This is a genomic window from Rhodococcus globerulus (assembly GCF_019334125.1).
GTDB lineage: Bacteria > Actinomycetota > Actinomycetes > Mycobacteriales > Mycobacteriaceae > Rhodococcus_F > Rhodococcus_F globerula.
The window spans coordinates 5,194,948-5,220,853 of the sequence record NZ_CP079698.1; the positions used below are offsets into that span (position 1 = coordinate 5,194,948).

A 25,906-nucleotide genomic window follows, 5' to 3' on the forward strand; every position below is an offset into this window, starting at 1 on the left:
GCAATCGAGACTGCCCAGGTGTCGTCGTGACGCACGTTCGTCGCGATAGCACCTGGGCAGCTGTGGGAACGGGTTGGTCAGACCGGCATTACGCCGTTCCGTCGGGCCGGCGCCGTCCGGTCACGCTTGCGGTAGAGCGCGAGTCGGTTGATCAACTCGCGGCGCAGTTCGTGGGCCGGAACGACCGCCTCGACAGCGTTCTCGTTCGCGATCTTGAATACGTCGATTCCCTCGGCATATTCGGCCTGCTTCTCTGCGATGAACGCAGCCCTTTCCTCCGGATCTTCGATCGCCTGGATGCGGTTGTAGTGGATGCCATTGACTGCAGCGTCCGGACCCATCAGTGCAGGCTTAGCCGTCGGCAGCGCGATCAAAGCGTCGGGTTGCATCGGCGCACCGGACATTGCCAGGTACCCACCGCCATAGGCCTTGCGAAGCAGCACAGTGACACGCGGTACTCGGGCCTCGGATACGGCGAAGATCATCTTCGCGCCATGCCGGATGATGCCCTGACGCTCGACCTCGGAGCCGATCATGTACCCGGCGATGTCCACGAGGAACAAGATCGGGATGTTGTAGGCGTTACAGATCCAGATGAAACGCGCTGCTTTGTCAGAGGAGTCGGGGAAGATGACCCCGCCCTTGACTGTGGGCTGATTTGCAACGATGCCGACGCTCTGGCCGTTCAGCCGCGCGAAGCCAGTGACCAGTTCCGGCGCGAAGAGGTGCTTGTAGGGGAAGAAGCTGGCATCGTCGACGAGTGAGTCGATGAGCTCGTGGATATCGAAGATCTCGGACTCGACCTCGGGAACGATTTCCTTGATCGTCCGTAGTCCTGATGGCTCTGCCGGCGCAGCGATTGGGGGCTCTTGCTCCCAGTTGGATGGCAGGAATGACAGCCACACGCGGATCGCAGCGATAGCTTCTTCGTCGTCCTCGACGAGGACGTCGGACAAGCCCGAGACGGTCGAGTGCATCTCTGCGCCACCCATTTCCTCGAGCGTGACGTCCTCTCCCGTGACCATCTGCGCCAGGCGCGGCGAACCGAGGTACGCGGTGGCGTGACCACGAACCATGATTGTGAGGTCGCACAGTGCGGGAACGTACGCAGAGCCTGCGGGCGAGGGGCCGAACAGAGCGCAGACCTGCGGAACACGGCCGGAGATCTGCACCTGGTTGTAGAAGATGTTGCCCCAGGCGCGGCGGCCGACAAAGCTCTCGAACTGCTCGTCGATGCGGGCTCCGGCCGAGTCGAAGAGGTACACGATCGGGGTACCGGTCGAGTCGGCAAGCTCCTGGGCGCGAACAATCTTCTCGTAGGTCCGCTTGCCCCAGGTGCCGGCCTTGACGGTGTAGTCGTTGGCGATGACAACCACATCGCGACCGTCTACCTTGCCGACAGCGGTCACGACGGCGTCGCCAGGCAACCCCTCGTCGAAGCGGGCGAGCAAGCCGTCCTCAAAGCTCCAGCTGTCGTCGAAGAGCAGTTCGAGCCGGTCGCGTACGAGCATCTTGCCCGCGTCGATCTGTTTCTGCCTCTGCTTCTCGGAACCGCCGAGTCGGGCAGCGGTCAACCGAGCCTCCAGCTCCTCGTGAGGGCTCCGGGCCGGTGCGGTATGGGTATCGTCCAAGGTGTCAGTCATCGGATTTCTCCAAGTTTCTTCGTGATCAGAGTGATTCGTGGATGGCTACTTGTAGCTGAACAACAGAGAGGCACCTCCGTCGATCACCGTGGTGGTTCCGTTGACTCCACGGGAGGAACGGCCGGCAAGGAACGCGATCACCGCCGCGACGTCCTCGGGGTCGAGGATTCGCCCAGTGGGGGTCTTGGCGGACATGCGTTCGGCGGCCGCTCGGTCGAGCATGGGGGTGTCCATCGCACCGGGTGCGACAGCGTTCACCGTCACCGATGTTCCCCAGAAATCGAACATCAACGAACTAGTCAGGTTGATGAGCGCTGCCTTCGAGGCCGCATAGGCCGGGTACTCGTAGCCGCGCGTGCCTGCGAAGGATGCGCAGTTGATCACTCGACCGAATTCGGCCCTACGCAGGTCGTCCGCAAACGCCTTCGTGAGCAGAAATGGCGCTGTCACGTTGACATCCATGACCTGTCGCCACGAGGCCGCATCCGTGTCGGCAAGATGGGTGCGACGCAGGATTCCCGCGATGTTGACCAGGTGCGAGACAGCTCCGAATTCGACGTGTACGGCCTCGAGCAGTGAGGTTGCCGCCGATTCCGACGTGATGTCGACTCCGAAGGCAGCGCTTTCAGTGCCGGTGCTTTTCAGCTCGTCTGCCGTTCGTTGGGCGGCAACTTCGTCGATGTCGACGCATGCAACGGCCAAGCCGAGATCGCCCAGGATCTTTGCTGTCGCTGCGCCGAGTCCTCCGCCCGCCCCGGTGACGACAGCGACCGCCGAGCCGAGCGTAGAGGACACGTCACTCACCTGCTGCGACGACCGTGGCCAGTGCGATGCCCGCTCCGACGACCTGACCAACCGTGACGGCCAAAGACTCGACGATGCCGGTGATGGTGGCGCGGATGGGATTCTGCATCTTCATCGCTTCGAGGACCATGAGGATCTGTCCGGCCTCGACCTGTGCCCCGACCTCGACGTCGATCTGTGCGACGGTGCCCTGCATCGGGCTCTTGATTTCCCCGCTGGCTGCTCCGCCCCCTCCAGCGCGCTTCTTTCGTGGACCGCTGCTGGCCGCGCGGCGAGGACCCGGTGCGGGGATTGCGTCGGCCGAAGAGGCCAGGGCACTGGTACCGGCGAAGAACGGGATGACATAGCGGCGCTCGCCCACCCAAACCTCGTTCCGTGGCAGGGCGACCTCGACCTCGTCGTCGATGTCGACAGGTTCTTTCACCGCCGGAAGCAAGGAAGCGAGGTCGATGTCGCGCTCGAGCCAGTTGGTATGCATCGTGACGTTGCGAAAGTCCTTGTGCGCGATTATCGCTCGTGCAGCCGGAACGGTCGTCGGAACTCCGTCGATGACAAGTTCGTCCAGCGCCAGAGCCAGTCTGTCCAGCGCTCGGTCACGGGTGGGCGCCCAGACGATCAGTTTGCCGACGAGGCTGTCGTAGTAGGGCTGTACCTCGTCACCGGACTCGTATCCGCCGTCCCAGCGAACACCGGTGCGCGTCGGAGCCGTCAGAGTGCTGATCGGCCCGGGGCTGGGCATGAACAGGGCACCGCCCGTGTCCTCGGCGTTGACACGAACCTCGATCGCGTGGCCGCGAGGAGTCGAGCCGGACTCGGTGATAGAGAGCGGTTCGCCGGCGGCGACAGCCAACTGTTCGGCGACCAGATCAAGTCCGAGAGTCATCTCGGTGACGGGGTGTTCGACCTGGATACGAGTGTTCATCTCCAGGAAATAGAATCGGTCCTGCTCCGCCTCGACGAGGAACTCGACCGTTCCAGCGCCGACATATCCGACTTTCTCGGCCAGCCGTACCGACGCCTCGCCCATGGCGCGGCGTAGTTCGTCGGACAGCCCTGGCGCCGGCGCTTCCTCGATCAGCTTCTGGTGGCGGCGCTGTACCGAGCAGTCACGGTCACCGATCCACACTGTATTGCCGTGTTTGTCTGCGAAGACCTGAACCTCGACGTGGCGGGCGGACGACAGGTAGCGCTCGAGGTAGACGTCGTCGCGTCCGAATGCTGCCGCGGATTCTTGTTTGGCGGCCGCAAATGCGGATTCGGCCTCGTCGGCCGAAGCGACGGTGCGCATGCCGCGACCACCGCCGCCGTAGGTGGCTTTGATCGCGACAGGATAGCCGTGCTCGGTGCCGAACGCGATGACATCCGCGGCTGAGGTGATCGTGCTTTGCGAACCCGGAACCTGCGGCACCTGGGCTTCGGCAGCGATCTCACGGGCGGCGATCTTCGAGCCCATCACCTCGATTGCCGACGATGGTGGACCGATGAAGACCAGGCCGGCATCCTCGACGGCCTTCGCGAATGTTGCATTCTCGGCAAGGAATCCGTATCCGGGGTGGATCGCCTGTGCATCGACGCTCTTCGCTGCGTCGATGATCTTGTCGATGGCCAGGTAGGATTCGCCGGCGGCTGCCGCGCCGAGCAACACCGCTTCGTCGGCCAGACGAACATGCAGCGCATTCGCATCAGCCTCCGAATAGACTGCGACGCTTGCGATTCCCTCTTCAGCGCATGTGCGGATGATGCGGGCCGCGATTTCGCCACGATTGGCAATGAGGACCTTGGACAACATGCCCGGACTCCTTAATTCGAAAACGTTCGTCGGCAGTGCATTTCGCTGCCTCGGGGTTGAAAGTCAACACTCGCCTTAAACAAACGAGCGTACGTTTGTACTTACGGTACAGTTCCCAGCAACACAGGTCAATGCACTTCACGGACCAATACGCACGAGGAGAAAGCGCCGGTGACAACTTCCAGTGCACAGCTTGAATCCCTGATCCAGGCACTCGACGTCGAACGTACGCATGTCGGCCGATTCATCGGTCCGACCACAGAGCGTGCCCTGCCACGACTCTTTGGCGGGTATGTCCTCGCCCAAGCAGTCATGGCGTCCGGACGGACCGTGCCATCCGACCGCAACCTGCATTCGATGCACGCGCTCTTTCTTCGTGGCGGTGACTCGACGGTCCCTGTCACTTTTGACGTCGCCGAACTGCGCGACGGTCGTTCGTTCAGCGCGCGCGCAGTCACTGCAACGCAAGCAGGTGCGGTTCTCGCCGCTGTTCAGTTGTCCTTCACGACGGAGCAGAGTGGCCTCGACCACGAGCGGATCGAAAGTTCGTTCACTCCACCACCGCACTCGCTGCCACTGCTGGGGGAACGACTGCGACCCGAACTGGATTCGTTGCCACCTTGGTGGGCGGACATGCATCCTTTCGACATCCGATTCGTCGATCACCCCACAGCTCTTGCATCGGGTGAAGTTCGAGACCCATTGCAGGACTACTGGGTTCGTGCGGCCGGTGTGGTACCGAATGACCCGCTGCTGCATGCGGCACTCTTGACGTACGTATCGGATCTGACGCTTCTCGATCCATCCTTGATGCCCCACGGTCGATCCTGGTACGGAAACCGGATCATCGCCGGCGCCAGCCTCGACCATGCCATGTGGTTTCATCGACCTGTGCGGGTCGACGATTGGCTTTTGTGCCGTCAAGTCAGTCCGATCGCCACCGGCGGCCGGGCATTGTGCGAGTGCACTTACACCCTCTCGACCGGCCACCGCGTCGCGTCGGCGACTCAAGAAGGACTACTCCGCGAGCCTTGATGGGACCCGTATTCTCAGTCGAGCCGCTCGACCGGCACCTCGTCCGCGAGAAACCACGTGAGTTCACCGATGAACTTCTCCTCGTGTTCACGCAGGGCGTCGGCTGCTGGGGTAGTGAATGCGACTGCAACCGCCTCGACCGACGGGAAGTACAGCTCGGCCATACCGTCGAACGGCCACGATTTGCGATGCTCGATCGCCGGGTTCTGTACGTATCGCTCGAGTTCGGGTAGCTCCCATACGAACTTCGGATGTTCGACCTGCCAATGACGGAGGAAGTCCTCGGTGGTGACATCGGGATGAGCCTTGATCAGTGCTACAACTTTGACAGACATGTCTCTCCTTGATCGAAGTTAACGTGGATCAATGTTCGAGGGTTTTGGTCTTGTCGAGTCCTGCGCCAGTCAGCGCGCGTACCTGCAATTCGTCGTAAGCGGCATCGTTTGCCTCTTCGCGACTGAGATAACTACCCACGATGCAACCGAGGAATCCGGCGGGGACCGACAGCAGAATCGGGAAGGCCAGCGGGAATGGTGCGACTGTTGACAATGAATCTGACAACAACGGCGCAAGACTCGGCCACACGAGCGGCCCGGTGAGGATCAACGCGAGTGCAGATAGTAGGCCCGACAGTGCACCGATCACCGCGCCGAGCGTCCGCATTCGTCGCCACAACAACGTCATGATCAGGACAGGAAAATTTGCACTCGCGGCAGTGGAGGTGGCAAGGGTCGCCAGGAACGTCACGTTCTGGGTACCGCCGATTGCCAGTGTGGCACCAACAGTGATGATCACCAGGGCAACGGCGGCGACGCGGCCGACCGTCATCTCTTCACTTTCGGACCGATGGAACGTCTTGGACCACAAGTCGTGAGCCACGGCGCTCGACGCACTCAGAACCAGACCCGCCGACACCGCGAGCAGCGTCGCGATAGACACCGCGACCACAAGTGCGAGCAGCAAGTCGGCCGCGAAACCGTCACCACCACCGAGCCATACGGTCAGTGCAGGTAGGGCAAGGTTTCCTCCCTTGCCTGCGATCTCTTCTCCGCCGGATCCGAGCGCTGCACGGGCAGAAAGGCCGAGGAATGCGATGAGCACGTTGAAGCCGCCGATCAGGCTGATCGCCCACACAGCTGATTTGCGTGCCTCGATGGCATCAGGGACGGTGAAGAACCGCATCAGAACGTGTGGCAGGCCCACCGCTGAAAGCGTCACCGCGACAGCCATCGACACAATATTCCACGAGCCGTTGAACGAATTACCGGTAGCCAGGTAGTCATCACCGAGACTGCTCTGCGAGATGGCCTGTTCGACGATGTTGAGCGGGTTGGGGTCGATCCTGATCAGCACGAGAATCACCAGGAGTGCAACGACGGCCATCAGCGCGACGGCCTTGATGATCTGCAGCCATGTCGTCGCGAGCATGCCACCGAAGAGCACGTAGGTCAGCATCAGTACCGCCGCGATGATGACGCCCCACGAGAAGTCGATTCCCGCCAGCGCTTCCATCAGTACGCCACCGGCAACCATCTGCGCCAGAAGGTAGAAGACACAGATGAAGAGCGTAGAGATCGCGGAGACGACGCGCACCGGTCCGGATCGAAGCCTGGTGGCGAGGGCGTCCGCAAATGTGAATCGCCCTAGGTTTCTCAGTTTCTCGGCGATGAGAAACAAAACCATGAGGAAGATCCCGCACGCGAAAATTGCGTACACGATGCCATCCATACCGTAGAGGTAGGCAAGGCCGGCATAGCCGAGAAGCGAAGCGGAGGAAAGGAAGTCGCCGGCAATGGCGATGCCGTTCTGGCGACCGGACATCGCACCTCCAGCGGTCCAGAATTCCGCAGACGTCCGGGTTCGTCGAGAAGCGAAGTAGGTCGCGACGAAAGTTGTGCCGAGCAGCAGGATGCTGACTACAACGGCGGTAGTGTTGAATCCGTCAGACATTGTCGCTTACCTCGCTCCCTGCGGCCGCGGGTGATTGCAGTACAGCTGCGGCGAGGTGGTCCCAGTGACGTGCGCGGCGCACATACCAGGCACCCAGGCACATGACGGTGACGACGTAAAGGCCCGAGAGCATCAGGCCGACGCTGAGTCCGTGAACAGGGCGCGTTGCGACCAGGTCCGGCGCGAACGCCGCCGCGCCGACAAGAGCACCGAACGCTGTCCCGAATATTGTCCAGGCGGTGGTGAAGAATCTTCGTCGATCACGCCGTAGCCGTAGCATCGCCGAGTCGCTCCAGAGTCGACTCCAATCGACGCCAGTGTCGTTGTGAAGCATGGCCATTCCTTTTTCGTCCGATGTGCCACCGCGAGATTCGCGCTGTAATGCACATCACAAATCATAAACGAACGGGTGTTTGTTTATCTAATGGTGCGCTCTCGTAGAATGCAACCTTGGAAAAACGTGCGTTAGTTTGTATTGTCGCAAGGAGGCCAGATGACCGGAGGGTTGCCCGGCAGAGTCGAGGAGTCCCATGACCGGAATTGGTACCCAGGCGGATACCACGGCACAAGCAGACCTGCGCGAGATGGTGCGTGACATCGTCAACCGTCACGCGCCGCCGGAGAGGGTCCGCGAATGCGACATCGCCAACATGTTCGACCTCGCGCTGTATCGAGCACTGGGAGAAGCGGGGCTCATCGGACTTGACGCACAGGTCGGTAGCACCCACGGGGCCGATCCGCGCAACCAGATCGTTGTCCTCGAAGAACTCGCCGCCGGCCCGACCTCGATGGCCGTCTGCCTGGTCGTGCAATATATGGGTGTCGGGTTGCTCAGCGAGTACGGCACCGACAACCAACGCCGCGACGTACTCGCGCCGTTGCTGGACGGCCGGGAGCGGGTTGCGTTTGCATTGACCGAACCCGACGGGGGTACCGACGTCGCTCGCGTGATGCGAACTCGTGCAAGACGTGTTGAAGGAGGTCGTTGGATTCTCGACGGCGCCAAGACCTGGATTTCCGGCCCGAAGAACGCGACAAACCTGATCGTTCTCGCGCGAACGAGCGTTTCGGAGACGTCCACGATCGATGGCATCACCATGTTCGTGGTCCCCACTGACGCAACGGGGATCACAATACGAGAGCTCGACACTTTCGCGATCCACAGCCTCGATACGTGCGAGATTATCTTCGACGGAGTCGAACTCGACGAATCGTCTGTCCTTGGGCAGGCTGACCGAGGATTCCGGCAGGTACTCGGGACCCTCAACGGGGAGCGCCTCAACGCAGCGGCTGCCGCACTGGGAATTGCTCGCGGCGCCCTGGAAGCCGCGGTCGACTACGGCCGTCAACGCCAGGTTTTCGGACGCCCAGTCGGTAGCTTCCAGGCCGGCCAGCACAGGTTGGTCGACGGTGCAATCCAGATCGAAGCCGCCCGCGCATTGATGCTCCAGGCTGCCGATGCCACCGCTTCGGGAGCACGAGCCGACATCCTCAGCGCCATGGCCAAAGTCGCGGCATCCGACGCAGCTGTCGCAGTGACCGACGCCGGTATGCGTCTGATGGGAGGATCAGGCTTCAGCAAGGAATACCCCATGGAACGTTTGTTCCGTGATGCGCGCCTCTATACCTTCGCGCCGTTGACCAACGAGATGCTGCGCAATCACATTGGCGAGAAGTATCTCGGATTGCCTCGATCGTTCTGACCCCCTGACCCAACCAAAGAAAGCGAACACGACATGACTGCCATCACCCCGTTTGCCGACGAATTGAACTCGCTGCCCCCCTTGGCCTCTCGATATGTCAATGTTGACGCCTTGCCATGGCGTCCCTCCGGCTACGACGGGATTGACATCAAGGTGCTGCTCAAAGACGAAGAGTCAGGCCTCCTCACTGCCCTGTTCCGGTGGCAGCCCGGATCAGTTCTGCCGCTACACGAACACGTGCGAATCGAGCAGACTTGGGTGCTCGAAGGGAGCATCGTGGACGAGGAAGGCGAAACCACGGTCGGTAATTTCTCCTGGCGCCCACAGGGCAACCAACACCGAGCTTCCGCGCCGAACGGCGCACTGGTGCTGTGCTTCTTCCTGACCCCTAACAAGTTCCTGGAAGGACCGAATGCAGGCTCGACCCTCGAGTGACTCCACGAAGCGAAGGACGGGCATGACTAGCACCAAAATTCGTTACACACACCTGTTTTCGCCGTTCACCCTCCGTGGGCTGACGTTCGAGAATCGGATCTGGGTGGCGCCGATGTGCCAGTACTCGGCCACCGACGGTGTTCCGAACGACTGGCATATCGTCCACCTCGGAGCGTTTGCCAAGGGAGGCGCGGGACTCGTCCTGACTGAAGCGACCGCCGTGACCCCCGAGGGCCGAATTAGCCTCGGCGACACCGGGTTGTGGAACGACAAGCAGGTCGACGCCTTCGCCCGTATCAACCGATTCATCGCAGACCAGGGTGCAGTGCCTGGTATCCAGCTCGCACACGCCGGTCGCAAAGCCTCCACACAATTGCCGTGGGAGGGTGGCGCGTCGCTTGCACCTGAGAGCGGAGGATGGTCTACCCTAGCTCCGTCCGCTGTGGCCTCGGGAGACCTGGCCGGCCCTGTTGCTATGTCGGAGCACGAGATCGGCGAACTGGTCTCAGCTTTCGCCGATTCTGCCCGGCGTGCCGATCGGGCAGGGTTCGAGGTTGTGGAGATCCACGCCGCGCACGGATATTTGATCCACCAGTTTCTCTCACCGCTGTCGAATCTACGTGACGACGAATACGGTGGGGACTTCCACCGTCGGACGCGCCTGCTGCGCGAGATCGTGTCCGCGGTACGCGCCGTTTGGCCGCAGGACCGGCCAGTATTCGTCCGCATCTCGGCAACCGACTGGGCGGAGGGAGGTTGGACAGTCGATGACAGCGCAGCACTGGCCCAGACCTTGACCGGATTTGGTGTCGATCTCATCGATGTATCCAGCGGCGGATTGACACCTGAGCAACAGATCACTGTTGGACCGGGCTACCAGGTGCCCCTCGCGCGGCATATCCGCGAGGCGTCGCCGATTCCAGTTGCGGCGGTCGGATTGATCACCGACTCGGCGCAGGCCGAGCAGGTGCTGGTCGACGGATCCGCTGACGCGGTATTTCTCGGTCGTGCTCTGTTGCGCGAACCGTTTTGGCCGCTCAAGGCGGCGAAGGAACTCGGCGCCGAGATCCGGTGGCCGATGCCGTACCGATCCGCGAAGTACCGCGGAAGTATCCCCTGAATCAGGTGGCGCCCGATCGGCTCAACCCGAGAACAGCAGAATGAAGCGCCGGTTCATGCCCCTCGGGGAGAATGAACCGGCGCTTCATTTGCGGACGCGGCAGGTTAGTTCACCGGAACCGTCGCGTGGACCCGCACCGTATTGCGGAGCGTCCCCAGCCCGTTGATCGAGGTCACCAGCGTAGATCCGTCACTGAGGTAGGTGTGGTTGGCATGACCGACACCTCCGGGAGTGCCTGTCAGGATGACGTCTCCGGCCTGCAAGGTCACGATGTGGGATATGTACTCGATCAACTTGGCAGGGGTGAACACCAGATCGCTCGTCGAGTCTTGCTGTTTGATCTCTCCGTCGACCGACGTCGTCAGGGATGCTCCGTCGACGAACTCGTCTGATGTCACGAGAACCGGGCCGAGAGGGCAGGTCTTTTCGAATGTCTTCCCCTGCAACCACTGAGGAGTCCGGTTTTGGTAGTCCCGCATGCTGACGTCATTGGCGACTGTGTATCCGGCGATGTAGTCGGTGGCTACGTCCTCGGATACCGCAGTCGCTGTGCGTCCGACGACGACGGCGAGTTCACCCTCCCAATCGATCTGCTGGTCGGCGTACGCGGGTACTTCGATGTTGTCGTGGGCGCCGATCAACGCTTCGGGGAACTTCGCGAACAATGTGGGGTACTCGGGCCGAGTGCGACCCATCTCCTCGATGTGATTCGCATAGTTCAGACCGACACAGACGATCTTCGTCGGCGCCGGAACAACCGGTGCGTAATCGGCATCGCCCATCGGGACCGTCGGTCCCGTTGCGCCTGTGGCGAGCGCGCGCCAGTTCGGGTTGCGCAACAGCTCAGATACATTGCTGTACGGAGTGATTGCGACTGCAGCATTACCGTCGACGCGCACGGCGACTGTGCTGCCGTCTCGACGCAGAGTGGCGAGCTTCATGAGGCCGTGACCTCGGCCGGCTTCTTGACCATCAACCCGGATCGCTGCACTCGGCAGACAAGCTTGCCCTGCTGGTTGAAGCCGCGGTGCTCGAACCGTACGATCCCGGTGTCGGGGCGCGATTTCGACTCTCGCCGCGACAGGATTTCGGTCTCGACACGTAGCGTGTCACCTATGAGAACTGGTGCAGGGAAAGCGATTTCCTCGAAACCGAGGTTGCCTAATGTGGTGCCCAGAGTGGTTTCCTGCACCGGAATGCCGACAACGACGCCGAGCGTGAAGACGCTGTTGACGATCCGTTCGCCGTAGATGCTGTCCTTTGCGAATTCGGCATCGAGGTGCAAGGGCTGTACGTTCATTGTCAGTGTCGTGAAAAGTAGGTTGTCGGTCTCGGTCACCGTTCGGGTGACTCCGTGCTCGATTGTGAGTCCGGGCTCGAGCTCTTCGAAATACAGTCCAGTCATGGGATTTCGTCCTTACGTGGTGTTGGTGGTCAGCGATTGTTGATGGATTCGGCGAGGGCAACCACGCCGCGGGCGGTTTTGACGTGTGCGATGTCGACGTGCTCTCCCTCGAAGAGTGCCGCGGCCTGTCCGTTGGCCTGAGCTTTTTCGAAAGCCTCGATCATGCGGCGGAAGCGGTCGACAATCTCCGGATTAGGTGCGTACACGTCGTTTACGGTCTCGATGTGCGAAGGATGGATGAGGACCTGCCCAGCGAAGCCGAGTCGACGGTTGCCCTCCGCGAACTGCCGAAGGCCGTCCAGGTCAGCGATTTCCTGCCATAGCCCGACAATCGGGTGCGCTAAGCCGGCAGCTCGGCAGGCAAGGACTGCTTTACTGCGGTAGTGCAGGGTTTCCAAACCTTCAGCGGTCCATTCGAAGCCAACTTCCCGGGAGACGTCGGCGTCGCGCGCGGCGGCGACCATCAGTGACGCTACTCGGGGATGTGCTGCCGCGATCTCTTCGCAATTCACGAGCGATTTCGCTGTCTCCAGCGTAGGTATGACCTCGGTGCAGCCCTTGGGTAGACAGGCTTCGATTTCGAAGTGCGTGAGCAGTGCCGCGAAATCGAGGACTTCGCGCGCCCCGTACACCTTCGGGAGTAACAATCCGTCGAGTCCTGGTCGCACTACGGCGGCGAGATCCTTTCCGAAGTACTCGGTGTCGAGAGCATTGGGTCGAACCAGCACTGTTACATCGGGATTGGTTGTCCGCAGCGAGTCGATCGTAGCGGCCGCAACGATGCGAGCTTGATCCTTGAGGCCGGGTGGGACCGAGTCCTCGAGGTCGAGAATTACCGCGTCGGCACCGGCGCGGACTGCTTTGTCCGCCCAGCCTTCTCGGTGGGCGGGCACAAACAACAGAGAACGTAGAGGGCGCATTGAATCCTCACTCGATAATCGGGCCCGGCAACACGGTTGCCGGAGTGTCATGACTGGTTCCGGGACCAGGAAGTTGCATCGCTCGACAGTGGAAACTGGTCGCTGTACGCACAGTTGGGGATCGAAATCCGAGGTAGGTGGCCTGGACCACATTTACTACCTCCCGGCGGCCGATGGAAATGGTTGACCTGCGAGTTCATCACCCGTAACCTTAAACGAACAATCGCTCGTACGTTAACATGATCAGTGCACCCGGCGCTATGAGGAGCATCAATGACAACTCATCCAACAGGCATCGCACCCCGCTTACTCGGGCAGCCTGAACGTTGGTGGAACGACCTGAATGTCGGCGACATCGTGCAAGGCCCTGGTATGACAGTGACCAGCGCTCATTTGGTGAACTGGGCTGGCCTCACCGGCGACATCGTCTCGCTCCACCTCGACGAGGAATATGCGTCGACCACGCAGTTCGGCCAGCGAATTGCGCATGGGCCGTTCACCCTCTCATTGGCACTTGGTTTGATCACTCAGACCGGATACTTCACCAATGTTGTTGCATGGCTTGGTCTCGACGAAGTGCGAGCGCTGCAGCCGGTAGTTATCGGCGACACTCTCCGACCCGAAGCCGAACTGATTGTCGGTAGGCCGACGAAAAAGCTGAATCAAGGTATCTGGACGTTTTCCTACCGAGTTGTCAATCAGAAGGGAGAGGTCGTGATGACGTTCCGAAGCTCCTTCATGGTGCGTCGGCAGCCCGAGCACCCCTGACAGATACCCCAACAGTCACTGTTGCATGTTCGAAGAGGAGTAGAAATGGCACAGCACGACAAGCCCGTGGTCACACGCAAAGGCGAGGAAGAGCGCAACACCGGACAGTCCGGGGGAGCCGTTCGCGTCTCCGGAGTCAGCACCCAACACACACCCGCTACCAAAATCTGGTTCGGAAAAGTCTTCAACGAACCTGGCTACCGTTCACTCCCACATCATCACGGTGAAGCGGAAACTGGCGGCTACGTACTAACCGGTAGCGCGCGAATCTACTTCGGCGAGAACTACAGCGAATACATCGACATGGCCGAAGGCGACTTCGTCTTTGTCCCACCTTTCATGCCGCATGTCGAAGTGAACATGAGCACCACTGAGGAACTGATCTGGCTGACCACCCGCACACCCGAGAACATTGTGGTCAATCTGCCTGACATCGAGGACGACGTTCTTGTCGGATACACGCGCGTGGCACCGAGCGGGGCACACTGACAGGCACGTTCGGAAACGCGGTTTGACACACTCTTGATATGGATCTGGCGTGCTCTGCACAGCCGGCGCCGATGGATGACCGACTTGCCGAGCACGCCAGCGCCGAGCACACCAGCATTGTGTGAATCGAGTGGCAAATTGTGTGAAGAGCCGGATAAAGACGCGGGTCTGTTCGCGTAACTTGGCAACGCGGGCAGAAATTCCCGGCTCCAGGCACTCGGATCATCGATTCTTGTCTGTTGAGGTTCGGAACCGCTCATATGCAGTGATCTCAGACGGATCAACTGTCGTCACGCCAGCCAACCGCTTGTCCCAGACGTCGACAGTGAGCAATGCGTGACCTTCGGTGACAGTGCGAGCAACCAATTCGGTTTCCGCATGGTCGTTTTGACCGCGGTCCGTACCCATTCGCGCGTATGTACGTCCGCGTTTCTTGGCGTGAGACTAGATTCTGCCTCGTGTATTCAGGTCGACTGTCTCGAAAGACCTACAACACTCCAGTGCTGGCCCAACCACTCCGGAACATTTCGTCGCTGTCAGATTCCATGACGTTGCGCAGTACACCGCACGCCTTGCTTGGGAATCGTCCTTGAACGCGGTTGAACATGAATCCCTCGACCTCGCGAGGCAACGGTCCGAAGATCTGCGCGTGATATCTGCGCTGCGCTATCGCGACTTGGGTGTTGGGGAGGTCATAAATTCGGCAATCGGCAATAGATAGGGAGGACTGTCAGGGGGCCCCAGAGTCAGACGGTCCGCCGCGTCGGTCCCAGACCGTCGACGATTCGGCTCGGAACGATGGCCGAACTCGAACTGGTCAGAACTGTGTGCTCCGCACGAACTGTGCTATCGCACTGAAGATCTCCGCTTCAACTCAACTTGTTCAGGGGCGCATTCCCTGAACAAGGTCGACTACGACGACTGTTGTTTCGGCCGACCAGGGAAGGCTGATCCGTCGAATTACTGCAACGGCAGTGTCGCGGGGAAGATTTGGGGACATAAGAATTTTCAAGCGGTCCGCTAGATTCGTTCTGTCGCGGAGTCAGGTTTCGGACACCGATTCATCGCCGACGAATTATCTGGGCAAGGCATCATCGACGGCGAGAATCGAATCGCGCGGTTGTGCTTGTAGAAACGTATCTGGTGGGTGTTCGGGAAGAAGCGAGGGCTGAACAGGCGGTCGGGCTCAGCGGTTCATGACGATCTCGTGGCTGGAAGCTCACGGCAAATAATCTGAACCCGTTGTGGCGTAGACATTACCGAACACTGGACTGACACCGGAAGATGTACTTGTGCGTGATCAAGGACGTATGTTCGAGCAAAGATTGTCGGCTATTCGATCGACTCGCGACTGCGAGGGTTGCTGGCCGTCCATGCACTGTCCAATGCCGTCACTCTCCGGAGCTATCGCACATTCCGGCACGGGAAGCGATTCGATCGAGAATCTCTCATATACATTGTCCAGCAATGGTTTACGAGTTTGTATAGGAAGGATTGGTGCATGCCTGTTGACCGGCTAATCGGGACATGCGGGCAGGTCGGGCCAATATGCATACAGGTACTTATTCTGCAAGGAATGCAGAATATGGGAACCGGCGCAGCTTGCATTCGTAAGCCGGAGTTGAGACTGTCGATATCGATCGGGAAGTCCTCATATGCAGACTGGCGATCAGATATTACGGAATGAGGGACGTTGGTAGCCAGTCCCGTTCGAGTATGGGAAACGTATCGCCTTCGCTTCGAACCCCCGAGTGGTTCGTTCAGTATATCCACGTTCAGTCCGACAGGCCCCATCAAGCGTCGCTGCGTTCGTAGACATTGCACCTGGTGAGTCCCGAGAATGAACATCGTGGCGAATGCCGCGACGTGGACTGCCCTTGATATCGCCGTGTTTTTCAATGCTGTTGTCGGGCTGAGATATACATGAGTCTTGTCATCTCTGTAGGTCCCGACGCGGCGCCGACAGGCGGCATTTGACGGCGGTTCATTGTTACGGTGATGAACTATTCCGCACGGCGTTGAAGATCTCTCTGTCTCGATTGGCCAGTCAATGTGGTGTCACGCGGCTATGGCATCTCCTCTCTCCCGTGCAGGAGAATGGCTTCGGCCGGCAACGATTTGATCGGTGGCGGCGCGAGAGGCGCCGAGGACCGAGATCGTGTTTGAAAAGCTGAGAGTTCCGGCGAGATGCGCGGTCAAGTTGTGGTGCAACTCATTGCTTCGAAATGCTGAGGGCTGGTTCCGTCCCGGTGTGCGGAAGCTTCCTTCTTGCTAATCGACGCGAAATTTGCTTCTACCACTGGAGTGGGGGTGCCGGATGCACTGCCCCGTGGAGCGAATCGAGCATTCCAAGTCCTATAAGTTCAGTGCAAGAACGTCTTTCGAAGACTGGGGCAACCGATCTTGATAGTCGGAGGTGTTTGACTCTCCGGTTCGAAGTGATGCCTGTGTGATGACGTACCGCTGAAAACCGAAACGCCCAAGGGCTTGACATGAGCGATGTGTGACGTGAAACTAATCACAAGACGAACAAACGATCGCTTTTTAAAGTGGCCAGGCATTGCCTCGAGCCCGAAGGGGAAACCACGTGAAGACTCGAACCCAAAAACTGCGCGCCGCCGGTGGCGCCGTTGCCGTACTCACATCGCTGTTCTTGGCGACTTCTTGCTCGAACGGCGTTTCGTCCGGCGAGGACGGTTCCGGCAACGTAAATCTGAAGGTTGCGACCTACGAGGGGCTGTGGCTCGAAGCGCCGGTATACGTAGCGGAAGAGCGGGGAATCTTCGCTGACCACGGCCTCGAGATCGAACGAATTAATATTCCCACAGGCCCCACCCAGATCGCGGCAGCCCAGAGTGGAAGCGTCGACGTGGTGACACTGACGACGAACGCGATCATGCAATCGAATGCGAAGGGAGGTCTTCCCTTCGTTCAATTGATCGGAAACATCCAGCACCAGATCTACGGGGTATCCGGACTCGAGAGTGTGATGGCTAACTGCCCGTACGCCAACAAGCCGTACCCCGAGCCGATCAAATGTATGAAGGGAAAGCGTTTAGGCGTCACCGCGCTGGGATCGGACAACTACAACGTCGCACTCTCATTGCTCCAAGACGCCGGAATGAGTAAGGACGATGTGGACATCCTGCCACTCGGTGGTGGGACGCAGTTGCCACTGGCCATGCAGAACGGGCAGGCCGACTTTGCAGTGAATACCGAACCCGGTCCGACACAGGTAGAAAAGGTGTGGAAAATTGCAGTGCCGGTAGTGCCATTGCAGACCGGGGACACAAACAAGTACTTCAGCACGTGGAGCGGTTCGGGTTTCTTCGCGACCGAACCGGCTGTGGAGAAGAAGCCGCAGGCGTACCAGAGGTTTGTCGACGCGATGGTGGAAGCATCCGACTGGGCTGCCGACCCTGCCAACGAGCAGGAACTGGTCGCGATCTTTAAAAAGTATGCGCCGAATACAGCGGACGAGACGATTCGCGAACTCGCCAAGACTGCGCCCGAGACCTTCGGTGCGCGCATGAACTGTGACGGCGTCATGAATGCGGCTGAGTGGCTGGCCGCAACCGACCAGGCTGTCGCCGAAGACCTGCCGACGAATTGCGAAGACTTTGTCTGGAGCTACACAACCGAAAAGTACCTCGTCAAGTAATCGAATGGGGTCGACTCAAACGCCAGCCAGCCAGAGCAGTGGGGAAGGAGCTTTCATGTCATCACGCAACTCAACGCCACGCGTGGCGATCGTCACTGGGGCGGGCAGTGGAATCGGCGCAGCTGTCGCAGCCAAGCTCGCCGACGACGGCTACCGAGTAGTCGCAGCGGATGTCAACCAGGCCGCCGTTGAGAATCTGACTGCCGAACTCGCCGAGCGGGGACACAGTGTCTTCTGTGCGGAAGTTGATGTGGCGAGTCCCGAATCTGTTGCGGCACTGTTGCATCGAGCCTCGACTTGGGCCGCGAATCCGATTACAACGCTGGTTAACTGTGCCGGTGTAAATAGTCACCACGACGTTCTGGATCTGCCTTTCGAAGAATGGGAACGCGTCATCCGGACCAACCTCACCGGTACGTTCTTGGTCAGCCAGTTGGTTGCCAAGCTGATGGTCGAAAACGGCAGGGGCACGATTGTGAATATTTCCTCCGTGAACGCTGAATTGACGTCCGGCAACGGAGCTCACTACGCAGCGTCGAAGGGCGGTGTCCGACAGCTCACCAAAGCATTTGCGGTGGGGTTGGCGCCCTACAACATTCGGGTCAATGCCGTCGGCCCTGGGCCGGTCGAAACCAACCTCACCGCACACCGGATCGCCGACCCGGAGATCCGTCAGAACATGATGCGCGGCGTTCTTCGTGGACGCTTCGGCCAGCCCGACGATATCGCCTCGGCGGTCGCGTTCCTAGCTTCCGACGACTCCGACTACATCACCGGAACCACTCTCTACATCGACGGAGGAATCCTCGCATGCCGATAGACTTCATTATTGACGATCTGGGACCGATCACCGATTTCCGGGCCCGGCCGAACACCCCCGAATACATGGCGATCTATGACCAACCCGGCCGCCGTGACCCCTGGCCACGGTTCGGTTATCCACGACCAGGCAACGAGTCGCTATCCGAGTTCGTGGAGAACGTCGCTCAAGTTGGTATCTCACGTGCGGTCTTCACAGGCCGACAGGGATCGTTGGCGGGTGAATGTCCCATACCCAACGACTACATAGCCGATTGCGTTGGGCAATTCCCCCAGCGACTGGCCGGCTTCGCTGGCATCGACCCCCTTATAGGCGACGCCGCCTTGGTGGAGGTTCGACGCGCCATTACCGACCTGAAGCTCTCCGGCATTGCGATTGATCCGCCGCGTCAACTCCCGGGGGAGGCAATCGGCTACGACAACGAGAAACACCTCTTCCCCGTGTACGAGCTTGCTCAGAATCTCGATGTGCCGGTCGTTCTGACGATGGGGCCAATGGTGGCCCAATTCGGTGATCCGTGGCCTGTGGACCGCGTCGCGACCACATTCCCGAACCTCAAGATCGTCTGCTCGCACGGGTGCTGGCCTCAGGTCACCGAACTGATTAGCCTGGCCTACCGTCGGTCTAACGTCTATCTCGAAGCATCGATTTACGAATTCTTACCCGGAGCAGAGCCGTTCATCGACGCCGCGGCAACGATCATCTCCGACCAGGTCTTGTACGCCAGTGCATTCCCGTTCAACCCGCTGCGAACACTTGAGAAATTTCTCCAGTTTCCAATCCCATTCGAGGCCATGAAGAAGATCGTCTCCGAGAACGCGACGAGGCTGCTGGGTCCGATTTCCGCAACGACCGACGTCGTGACGGCCGCAGTTAAGGCATCGCGATGAAGAGCGCAGGCATCGACAGTGGCGTCGATTTTCCGGGAGAACGTGTGACGCGCGAGGCAACCATCGGTTCGAATTTCCCAGGCTCGCAGCCGAAAACGCAGGAGCTCGCCTTCTCTGTCAAGTCGGTCCGGCATTGGTTCGGCGGTCCGCGCGAACAACCGCCGGCACTGGATGACGTCTCGATCAACGTCCGCGAGGGAGAGTTCCTTGCCCTGGTCGGACCGAGCGGTTGTGGAAAGACGACCCTGCTGAATATGCTGGCCGGTTTGATCCGCCCGGACGAAGGCAATATCGCGGTCCGAGGAGAGCAGGTTGTCCGGCCGCGTGCTTCTGTCGGCTACATCTCGGCCAGGGATGCGCTTTTGCCGTGGAGACCTGCATGGAAGAACGTAGCTTTCGGCCTTGAGACCCAGCGAATGACCCGTGCCGCCCGCAAGGAACGCGCTTATGAGATGCTCGAACTTGTCGGTCTCAAGGGGTACGAAGAGCTCAAGCGTGGAGAGCTGTCACAGGGGATGCGGCAACGGGTTGCGATCGCCCGGACGCTGGCGGTCTCGCCGGAGATCATTTTGCTCGACGAGCCATTCTCTGCGCTCGATCAGCAGACGAAGTTGATCCTCGAAGGTGTGTTCATCGACATCTGGGAGAAGTCACGCAAGACCATCGTGATGGTCACGCACGACATCGAAGAGGCTGTGGCCATGGCTGATCGCGTCGTGATGCTGACGCATAGACCTGGTCGGATTCGGGTGGACATGGAGATCGATCTTCCTCGACCACGGGATGTCGCCGAGATCCGGTACGACCCGAGGTTCCGCGAGATTACCCACACAATTTGGGGTCATCTGCGCGAAGAGTTGCAGTCCATCAACGTCTTTGAGGAGGGTTAGCATGGAGTCTCAGGTTCTCCCCGCGACCAAAATGGCCCAGGATCTTCCCGCGACCAGTATGTCCGATGGGGCAGTGCGAGGCAGGCCGTCAATCCGAATGCCATCCAGGCGCCGAGTGGCGATCACTACAGCCCAAGTCGGAATTGGCGTGCTGTTCTTGGCGCTGTGGCAATGGGTGGTGGATGCCGGAGTGGTCGCGGAATTCTCCGTATCCAAACCCACGAAGGTATGGGCTGCTCTGACGGCTTATGTCACAGGCCCCGACTTCTGGGCAGACAGCCTGGCCACGATGACCGAAACCTTGGTCGGATTCGTGATCGGGGCCACCGTGGGAGCGATTGCAGGGCTGATGCTTGCCCGCTTCAGCTTCTTCGACGCGGTTCTCTCCCCCTACCTGACTGCCTTGAATTCGCTGCCGCGTGTCGCACTCGCGCCGATGTTTATCCTCTGGTTCGGGATCGGTATGGCCTCGAAGGTGTACCTGGTGATCAGTATCGTGTTCTTCATCGTCATGATTGCGACTCAAGCGGCAGTCAAGACCGTCGACCCGGACTTCATGATGATGGGCCGCGCGATGGCGATCGGCGAGTTTCGGATGTTTGTCAAGATCGTCTTGCCGGCTTCGGTTCCAGGTATATTCGCCGGGCTCAAGCTGGGTACGGTGTATGCCTTGCTGGCAGCTGTGTTCGGGGAGATGCTGTCGTCTCAGCAGGGCTGGGGTCAAAAGATCAGTTTGTACTCACAGTCTTTTCAGCCGGACGCCGTCATCGCCGTGTTGTGTGTAGTGATGCTGTTCTCGGTCGCAATAAATGGGCTGATGAGTCTTGCCGAGCGTCGACTGTTGTCCTGGCAGAGATGATGATGCGGCGCCCGACTTGATCCTTACTAGGTCCGCGATCATGAATCGATAGCATTGAGCTGCAAACGATTTGGTCCTCTTTCTGAACTTCGGGCCGGTGCATCGAACCGATTCAGGTGCTGCGTTATGCAGAATAATCATCAGTTTTAGTGCTGGAAATGGGACAGCTTCACGTCAAGGTCGGGTCGGTTACCGCAGCGCGGCGGCCGGCCACCTTCGGAGTGTTGCCCTCTTGGACGATGAGCATTCCAGGAGGCTCATCGCGGACTGTCCGTTCCACAATATAGAAACCTCAAGGAGAGCTGTGATAGTCGACTTCCGGGTTCGCCCGCCGTACAAGAGTTTCACAAAGCTGCACATCTTCCAGCCACGCGATCCGAACCCAGACCCACTCACGGCGAAGGGGTTTCAGCTGGATCTTCCTCCCTATAGATCCAGGGATGAGTCTTCGATGGGCGCATTTGTTGAGGAGATGGACGAGGCCGGCATCGACGTTGGCGTTGTGATGGGTCGCACCGCGCCGCCTGCCGCAGGTTCGGTTTCCAATGATGAGATCGCCGAAATCCTCACTGCGCACCCAGGCCGCTTCGTCGGCTTTGGATCGGTGGACGTCACCAACCCGAAGTCTGCCATCGCCGAGGTGGACCGATGCGTCGACCTTGGGTTCAAAGGCATTGCATTCGACAACGGCTACTTTCCGTTGTACGACGACGACGAATCCATCTTTCCGATTTACGAGCGCTGTCAGGAGAAGGGGCTAGTGGCCTCGATTACGAGCAGCTTGTTCCTGGGGCCGGACCTGACGTACTGCGACCCGGTACATCTGCAGCGAGTTGCATCGCGGTTCAGTGATCTCAAAATTGTTGTTCCACACGGTGGTTGGCCGCACGTCACACAAATCTGTGGCGTTGCGTACCGGCACACAAACGTGTACTTGGTTCCTGACATCTACCTCAACATGCCTAACACTCCTGGCACTTCCGGGTATTTGGAGGCGGCGCACTCGTACCTGGGGCGTCGGTTGCTGTTCGCCAGTTCGTACCCGGTGCGTCCGATGGGGCAAAGCGTGGAGCAGTTCCGGAACCTTCCGTTCCAGACCGAAGAACTTCGGGCGCGTTGTCTCGGCCAGAATGCCGTCGACTTACTTGGCCTGGGCGCATGACGACAGCAGCCGATTCGACAGCCTCGGCGACTGACCGGGAGCTCACAATGGACGATTTGAGAAAATTCATCATCCGAGTGGATCCACCTCACTCGCACCCAATCGCCGCAAGTGAGGCGCACTACCGGGGCGTCCACGTCCCGCTCGCACGGATCGGCGCGACGAACGACCCTGATCGCATTGCGTACCACACCCGTCGGGTCGAACGACAGTACGACAGGTCCGGTGGTTGGGAGCACCGACCAACAGCCTGGCGATTTGTCACCAACTGGGTACGGCGCCCATCAGAGCAAGGGGAAACGAAGCCTCAGGGTCTGTCGCGTGCAGTTGCCAACGACGTGGTCCACTGCGTCCGTGATCTGCGGCGCTGTGAGGTGACTGAACACATCCTGCTGGACTGTCGGGCAGGGCTGTCATCATCGGCAGTGGTGTTGTTCGAGTACGACCGCGAGCTGACCACCACGGCAGACGACGCCCGAGCCCGATTGGCCTTCTTAGCGGGCTCGGTAGCAGGGGCGGCCAGGGAACAGCCCGGGATCAGGTTGATCACGGCCAACTACGTTGTCAACGAGGACGAGACTGCCCCCGTTACTGAGCCAGGCCAATTGTTCACTGGGCGACTGTTGCCCGAATCCGACAAGGTCGGGTACCTGGAGTTCGTCTTCGACAACCAACATTGGGCTGAGCAGTTTTTCGAGAATCCGGAGATTGCAAACCTGCTGCTGGACCTGACCTTCAAGCACGCGGCCGGATATCTCGTTGCCGAACGTGTGGAGTTCGATCGCCGGTGACTTCGATCGCCGTCGATCGCAATTGTCTGAACCATTGTCGAGAGGACCAGTAGATGTTGAAGAAGGATTTTTTGTTCGTCGGTGGCGAGTGGGTCGAGCCGAATGGCTCGGACCGCATCGATGTGACATCGCCTATCACCGAAGAATCGATCGGGTCAGTGCCGATGAGCGAGCCGGCCGACGTGGACATGGCGGTGGCTGCCGCGCAGCGAGTCCATGCTGAGGGCGAGTGGCGACGCCTGTCGATTAAAGAGCGCGCTGCCTATCTCACGGAAATCGCCCGGCTGCTTGAGCCTCGGATCGAGGAGGCTGTGCGCCTCCAGGTGGACGAAATGGGGGCCCCGTACCGCTGGATCAAGCGCCAGACCGAGGGGCGCATTTTGGGCGTCCAACGCTACATCGACGATGCGCTAGCGCTGGAGACGAGGGAGATGCGTGATGGGCCCGCCGGTACCGTGCTTGTTGATCGGCAGCCGGTGGGGGTCGTTGCTGCGGTTATTCCGTGGAATGGTCCGGTGCCGTTGGTGCTGGGCAAGATCTATCCCGCGCTTCTCGCAGGATGCCCTGTAATTGTGAAGCCTGCACCGGAGACTCCGCTGTCGGCGTATCTGGTGGCCGAGGCTGCCGTCGAAGCCGGCCTGCCCAAGGGGCTGTTGAGTATTCTGCCGGGTGGTCGCGAATTGGGTGAATATCTGATCAGTCACCCAGGAGTGGATCGGGTCTCGTTCACCGGAAGTACTGCTGCCGGCCGCAGGATTGCGTCGATCTGCGGTGACCGCCTCACCCGAACCACTTTGGAGTTGGGCGGTAAGTCTGCCGCGGTGTTGCTGGACGATGTGGACCTCGACGCCCATCTTCCGCTACTGATCGACAGTTCATTGCCGAACAATGGTCAGGTGTGCCACGCCACCACCCGAATCCTGGTGCCCCGGTTGCGTTCCGCAGAGGTCACAGAGCGGTTGGTCGAGGCTGTCTCGCAGATGCAGGTGGGCAACCCGCACGATGAGGGGATCGACGTCGGCCCCTTGGTTTCGGATCGACAACGTGACCGTGTGGAGAGCTACATCGAAGTTGGAGTGCGCGAGGGGGCCACAATCGTTTGCGGCGGTCGTCGCCCTGATATTGGTATGGGGTGGTATGTGACTCCGACCATCTTCAGTGGTGTGAGCAACTCGATGAAGATAGCTCGGGAGGAGATCTTCGGACCGGTGTTGTGCCTCATCGAGTACGACACAGTAGATGAGGCGATCGACATAGCCAACGATTCCGAGTACGGCCTTGGTGGTGCGGTTTTCACTTCAGACGTGAAACGGGGTGTCGAAGTCGCGTCCCGGATTGAGACTGGCACCTGCCGGATCAACGAAGGTTTATCCGGCGGCGGCGGCGGGCCTTTCGGTGGCGTCAAGCATTCCGGTCTCGGCAGGGAATACAGCAGGGAAGGCATCGAGAGTTTCTACGAGATCAAATCGATCACTTTGCCTCTGGGGTTCGACCCTGCTGAGCTCTGATTCGGTTCCACCAGGTCCCGGATGTCGTGGGGAAGTGCCGACGGGTTTGGCGGCATGGGCATTCACCCATGAAACGGAATAAGCAGATCAGTCCTCTAGACCCCTGAACAAGGAGAGTATTCAGATGGAACTCACTGTCCCAACCTCGCGTACTGCTCTCGCAGCAGTGGTACCAGATTTCGGCCAGAAGTTAGAAGTTCGAGAAGTTCGTGTGCCGCGACCCGAGCCCGGCGCCCTAGTGGTGGCGGTTGAGGTGAGCACGGTATGCGGGTCCGATGTGCACATGTGGAAAGGCTCGATGTCGGCGACCATCCCGGCGGCGCCGCCGATCATCCTCGGGCATGAGATCGTCGGGCGGGTCGTCGAGATCGGAGCCGGCGCCGACGTCGACTCGGTGGGTAGACCTGTCAAGGTCGGAGATCGCGTGATCTGGGAGCCCGGACCTTGCGGACGGTGCCTCATGTGCTCGGTCGAAAACGAGACCTCACTGTGCACGAATCGGCAGGTGGGCATGCTTCAGTCGCTCGACGTATTCCCTTATTCCGCAGCCGGTTTCACGCAGTACTCATACGTGTGGCCTACCGCAGGCAGGCTCCTGGTTCCGGAGGCGCTCTCCAGCGAATTGGCGTCCGCTGCCTCGTGTGCAGCGCGCACCGCCGTGGAGGCACTCACGAAGGTAGGTCAAATCGACTACTCGTCTCGCGTCGTGATCCAAGGCAGCGGGCCGCTGGGTTTGTTTGCAGTCGCTATGGCTGCCGAACACCGACCGAGCAAACTAGTGGTAGTGGGCGGGCCAGCTGACCGCCTCGAGTTGGCCAGGGCATGGGGAGCCACCGATGTCGTTTCCGTAGAGCAGATCCCGGACCGTGCGGAACGCCTGCAGGCGGTGCGAGAGCTGACTAATGGTGGACCGGACGTAATTATGGAGATGTCCGGCGCCCCGGGAGTATTCAGCGAGGGTATCGACATGGCCGCGAAGAATGCGCGCTACGTCGTGGTCGGCTCGCTCGGTGGAGTTCCGCAAGAGGTCGTGGCATCACAGATCGTGACCAAGGGCATGCAGGTGACCGGGAGCTACGCCGCAAAGATCGGCAGCTATCACAAAGGAATGGAGTTCCTGGCAGCGCGATCAAGCGAGTACCGATGGGACGACATGTTCACCGGTAACAGCTATTCCCTGGAAACGGCGACCGACGCTCTGGAAGCGCTGTTGCAGCAAACCGAGATCAAGCCGGTGGTCCGCCCCTGGGCGACGTCATGAAGC

Annotated in this window: 25 protein-coding genes; 15 read left to right on the forward strand and 10 right to left on the reverse strand. The window is 59.9% G+C overall.

Going from position 1 to position 25,906, the window contains the following annotated elements; all coding sequences use genetic code 11:
- Positions 1 to 77: 77 nt before the first annotated feature.
- The 3 genes from KYT97_RS23665 to KYT97_RS23675 are packed head-to-tail and all read right to left on the reverse strand — an operon-like array spanning position 78 to position 4,236.
- Positions 78 to 1,643 (reverse strand): acyl-CoA carboxylase subunit beta, encoded by a 1,566-nt coding sequence (locus KYT97_RS23665; protein ID WP_219110777.1) that lies wholly within the window; start codon positions 1,641 to 1,643, stop codon positions 78 to 80.
- A 45-nt stretch (positions 1,644 to 1,688) separates the two neighbouring features.
- Positions 1,689 to 2,438 carry an SDR family NAD(P)-dependent oxidoreductase gene (locus KYT97_RS23670; protein ID WP_219110778.1) on the reverse strand — a complete coding sequence of 250 codons (750 nt, stop codon included), beginning with the start codon at positions 2,436 to 2,438 and terminating at the stop codon, positions 1,689 to 1,691.
- Position 2,439: 1 nt separating this feature from the next.
- Positions 2,440 to 4,236: an acetyl/propionyl/methylcrotonyl-CoA carboxylase subunit alpha gene (locus KYT97_RS23675; RefSeq protein ID WP_219110779.1), complete on the reverse strand. Its 1,797-nt coding sequence runs from the start codon at positions 4,234 to 4,236 to the stop codon at positions 2,440 to 2,442.
- 171 nt (positions 4,237 to 4,407) lie between these two features.
- Between KYT97_RS23675 and KYT97_RS23680 the strand changes: the two genes are divergently transcribed.
- The gene (locus tag KYT97_RS23680) at positions 4,408 to 5,271 is read left to right on the forward strand and encodes an acyl-CoA thioesterase (RefSeq protein WP_219110780.1); all 864 of its coding nucleotides are present in this window, start codon (positions 4,408 to 4,410) and stop codon (positions 5,269 to 5,271) included.
- 14 nt (positions 5,272 to 5,285) lie between these two features.
- Here KYT97_RS23680 and KYT97_RS23685 read toward each other — a convergent pair whose 3' ends face one another.
- From KYT97_RS23685 to KYT97_RS23695, 3 genes are read right to left on the reverse strand one after another with little or no spacing between them, the layout of a single operon-like run.
- Positions 5,286 to 5,606, reverse strand: a complete 321-nt coding sequence (locus KYT97_RS23685; protein WP_219110781.1) for an EthD family reductase — start codon at positions 5,604 to 5,606, stop codon at positions 5,286 to 5,288.
- 28 nt (positions 5,607 to 5,634) lie between these two features.
- Positions 5,635 to 7,221, reverse strand: coding sequence for a solute symporter family protein (locus KYT97_RS23690; RefSeq protein WP_219110782.1), 1,587 nt, complete (start codon positions 7,219 to 7,221; stop codon positions 5,635 to 5,637).
- Complete coding sequence (locus KYT97_RS23695) at positions 7,214 to 7,555, reverse strand: DUF485 domain-containing protein (RefSeq protein ID WP_219110783.1); 342 nt, start codon at positions 7,553 to 7,555, stop codon at positions 7,214 to 7,216. Before KYT97_RS23695 ends, KYT97_RS23690 begins: the two co-directional genes overlap by 8 nt.
- 196 nt (positions 7,556 to 7,751) lie before the next feature.
- On the opposite strand from KYT97_RS23695, the gene KYT97_RS23700 reads away from it, so the two are divergent.
- From KYT97_RS23700 to KYT97_RS23710, 3 genes are read left to right on the forward strand one after another with little or no spacing between them, the layout of a single operon-like run.
- Positions 7,752 to 8,924, forward strand: coding sequence for an acyl-CoA dehydrogenase family protein (locus KYT97_RS23700; protein WP_219110784.1), 1,173 nt, complete (start codon positions 7,752 to 7,754; stop codon positions 8,922 to 8,924).
- A 33-nt stretch (positions 8,925 to 8,957) separates the two neighbouring features.
- Positions 8,958 to 9,359: a cupin domain-containing protein gene (locus KYT97_RS23705; protein ID WP_219110785.1), complete on the forward strand. Its 402-nt coding sequence runs from the start codon at positions 8,958 to 8,960 to the stop codon at positions 9,357 to 9,359.
- A gap of 22 nt (positions 9,360 to 9,381) precedes the next feature.
- A complete protein-coding gene (locus KYT97_RS23710) occupies positions 9,382 to 10,479 on the forward strand; it encodes an NADH:flavin oxidoreductase/NADH oxidase (RefSeq protein WP_219110786.1) in 1,098 nt (365 codons plus the stop codon).
- A 104-nt stretch (positions 10,480 to 10,583) separates the two neighbouring features.
- Here the strand turns inward: KYT97_RS23710 and KYT97_RS23715 are convergent, their stop codons facing one another.
- Genes KYT97_RS23715 through KYT97_RS23725 form a run of 3 tightly spaced genes read right to left on the reverse strand, consistent with a single transcriptional unit; the run spans position 10,584 to position 12,804 of the window.
- On the reverse strand, positions 10,584 to 11,420 hold the full coding sequence (locus tag KYT97_RS23715; protein ID WP_219110787.1) for a fumarylacetoacetate hydrolase family protein: 837 nt from the start codon (positions 11,418 to 11,420) through the stop codon (positions 10,584 to 10,586).
- Complete coding sequence (locus tag KYT97_RS23720) at positions 11,417 to 11,884, reverse strand: MaoC family dehydratase (protein ID WP_219110788.1); 468 nt, start codon at positions 11,882 to 11,884, stop codon at positions 11,417 to 11,419. Before KYT97_RS23720 ends, KYT97_RS23715 begins: the two co-directional genes overlap by 4 nt.
- Positions 11,885 to 11,913: 29 nt before the next feature.
- Positions 11,914 to 12,804, reverse strand: a complete 891-nt coding sequence (locus KYT97_RS23725; protein WP_219110789.1) for an HpcH/HpaI aldolase/citrate lyase family protein — start codon at positions 12,802 to 12,804, stop codon at positions 11,914 to 11,916.
- Positions 12,805 to 13,077: 273 nt separating this feature from the next.
- Here KYT97_RS23725 and KYT97_RS23730 point away from each other — a divergent pair, with 273 nt between their 5' ends.
- Both KYT97_RS23730 and KYT97_RS23735 read left to right on the forward strand, forming a co-directional pair.
- Positions 13,078 to 13,572, forward strand: coding sequence for a MaoC/PaaZ C-terminal domain-containing protein (locus KYT97_RS23730; RefSeq protein ID WP_219110790.1), 495 nt, complete (start codon positions 13,078 to 13,080; stop codon positions 13,570 to 13,572).
- A gap of 45 nt (positions 13,573 to 13,617) precedes the next feature.
- Entirely contained in the window at positions 13,618 to 14,061 is a 444-nt protein-coding gene (locus KYT97_RS23735; protein WP_219110791.1) for a cupin domain-containing protein, read from the forward strand.
- Between the two features lie 222 nt (positions 14,062 to 14,283).
- Here KYT97_RS23735 and KYT97_RS23740 read toward each other — a convergent pair whose 3' ends face one another.
- Positions 14,284 to 14,469, reverse strand: a complete 186-nt coding sequence (locus KYT97_RS23740; RefSeq protein WP_219110792.1) for a hypothetical protein — start codon at positions 14,467 to 14,469, stop codon at positions 14,284 to 14,286.
- Between the two features lie 2,179 nt (positions 14,470 to 16,648).
- Between KYT97_RS23740 and KYT97_RS23745 the strand changes: the two genes are divergently transcribed.
- The 9 genes from KYT97_RS23745 (at position 16,649) to KYT97_RS23785 (ending at position 25,903) form a co-directional block, all read left to right on the forward strand.
- The gene (locus KYT97_RS23745; protein ID WP_219110793.1) at positions 16,649 to 17,722 is read left to right on the forward strand and encodes an ABC transporter substrate-binding protein; all 1,074 of its coding nucleotides are present in this window, start codon (positions 16,649 to 16,651) and stop codon (positions 17,720 to 17,722) included.
- A gap of 55 nt (positions 17,723 to 17,777) precedes the next feature.
- Positions 17,778 to 18,542, forward strand: a complete 765-nt coding sequence (locus tag KYT97_RS23750) for an SDR family NAD(P)-dependent oxidoreductase (RefSeq protein WP_219110794.1) — start codon at positions 17,778 to 17,780, stop codon at positions 18,540 to 18,542.
- Complete coding sequence (locus KYT97_RS23755; RefSeq protein WP_219110795.1) at positions 18,533 to 19,432, forward strand: amidohydrolase family protein; 900 nt, start codon at positions 18,533 to 18,535, stop codon at positions 19,430 to 19,432. The genes KYT97_RS23750 and KYT97_RS23755 overlap by 10 nt, the downstream gene beginning before the upstream one ends.
- On the forward strand, positions 19,429 to 20,322 hold the full coding sequence (locus tag KYT97_RS23760; protein WP_219110796.1) for an ABC transporter ATP-binding protein: 894 nt from the start codon (positions 19,429 to 19,431) through the stop codon (positions 20,320 to 20,322). Before KYT97_RS23755 ends, KYT97_RS23760 begins: the two co-directional genes overlap by 4 nt.
- 115 nt (positions 20,323 to 20,437) lie before the next feature.
- Entirely contained in the window at positions 20,438 to 21,181 is a 744-nt protein-coding gene (locus KYT97_RS23765) for an ABC transporter permease (protein WP_219110797.1), read from the forward strand.
- A gap of 451 nt (positions 21,182 to 21,632) precedes the next feature.
- Positions 21,633 to 22,343: an amidohydrolase family protein gene (locus KYT97_RS23770; RefSeq protein WP_219110798.1), complete on the forward strand. Its 711-nt coding sequence runs from the start codon at positions 21,633 to 21,635 to the stop codon at positions 22,341 to 22,343.
- 374 nt (positions 22,344 to 22,717) lie between these two features.
- Positions 22,718 to 23,134 carry a hypothetical protein gene (locus tag KYT97_RS23775; protein ID WP_219110799.1) on the forward strand — a complete coding sequence of 139 codons (417 nt, stop codon included), beginning with the start codon at positions 22,718 to 22,720 and terminating at the stop codon, positions 23,132 to 23,134.
- A gap of 53 nt (positions 23,135 to 23,187) precedes the next feature.
- Positions 23,188 to 24,642, forward strand: coding sequence for an aldehyde dehydrogenase (locus KYT97_RS23780; RefSeq protein ID WP_219110800.1), 1,455 nt, complete (start codon positions 23,188 to 23,190; stop codon positions 24,640 to 24,642).
- A gap of 124 nt (positions 24,643 to 24,766) precedes the next feature.
- Positions 24,767 to 25,903, forward strand: coding sequence for a zinc-binding dehydrogenase (locus KYT97_RS23785; protein WP_219110801.1), 1,137 nt, complete (start codon positions 24,767 to 24,769; stop codon positions 25,901 to 25,903).
- Positions 25,904 to 25,906: the final 3 nt, after the last annotated feature.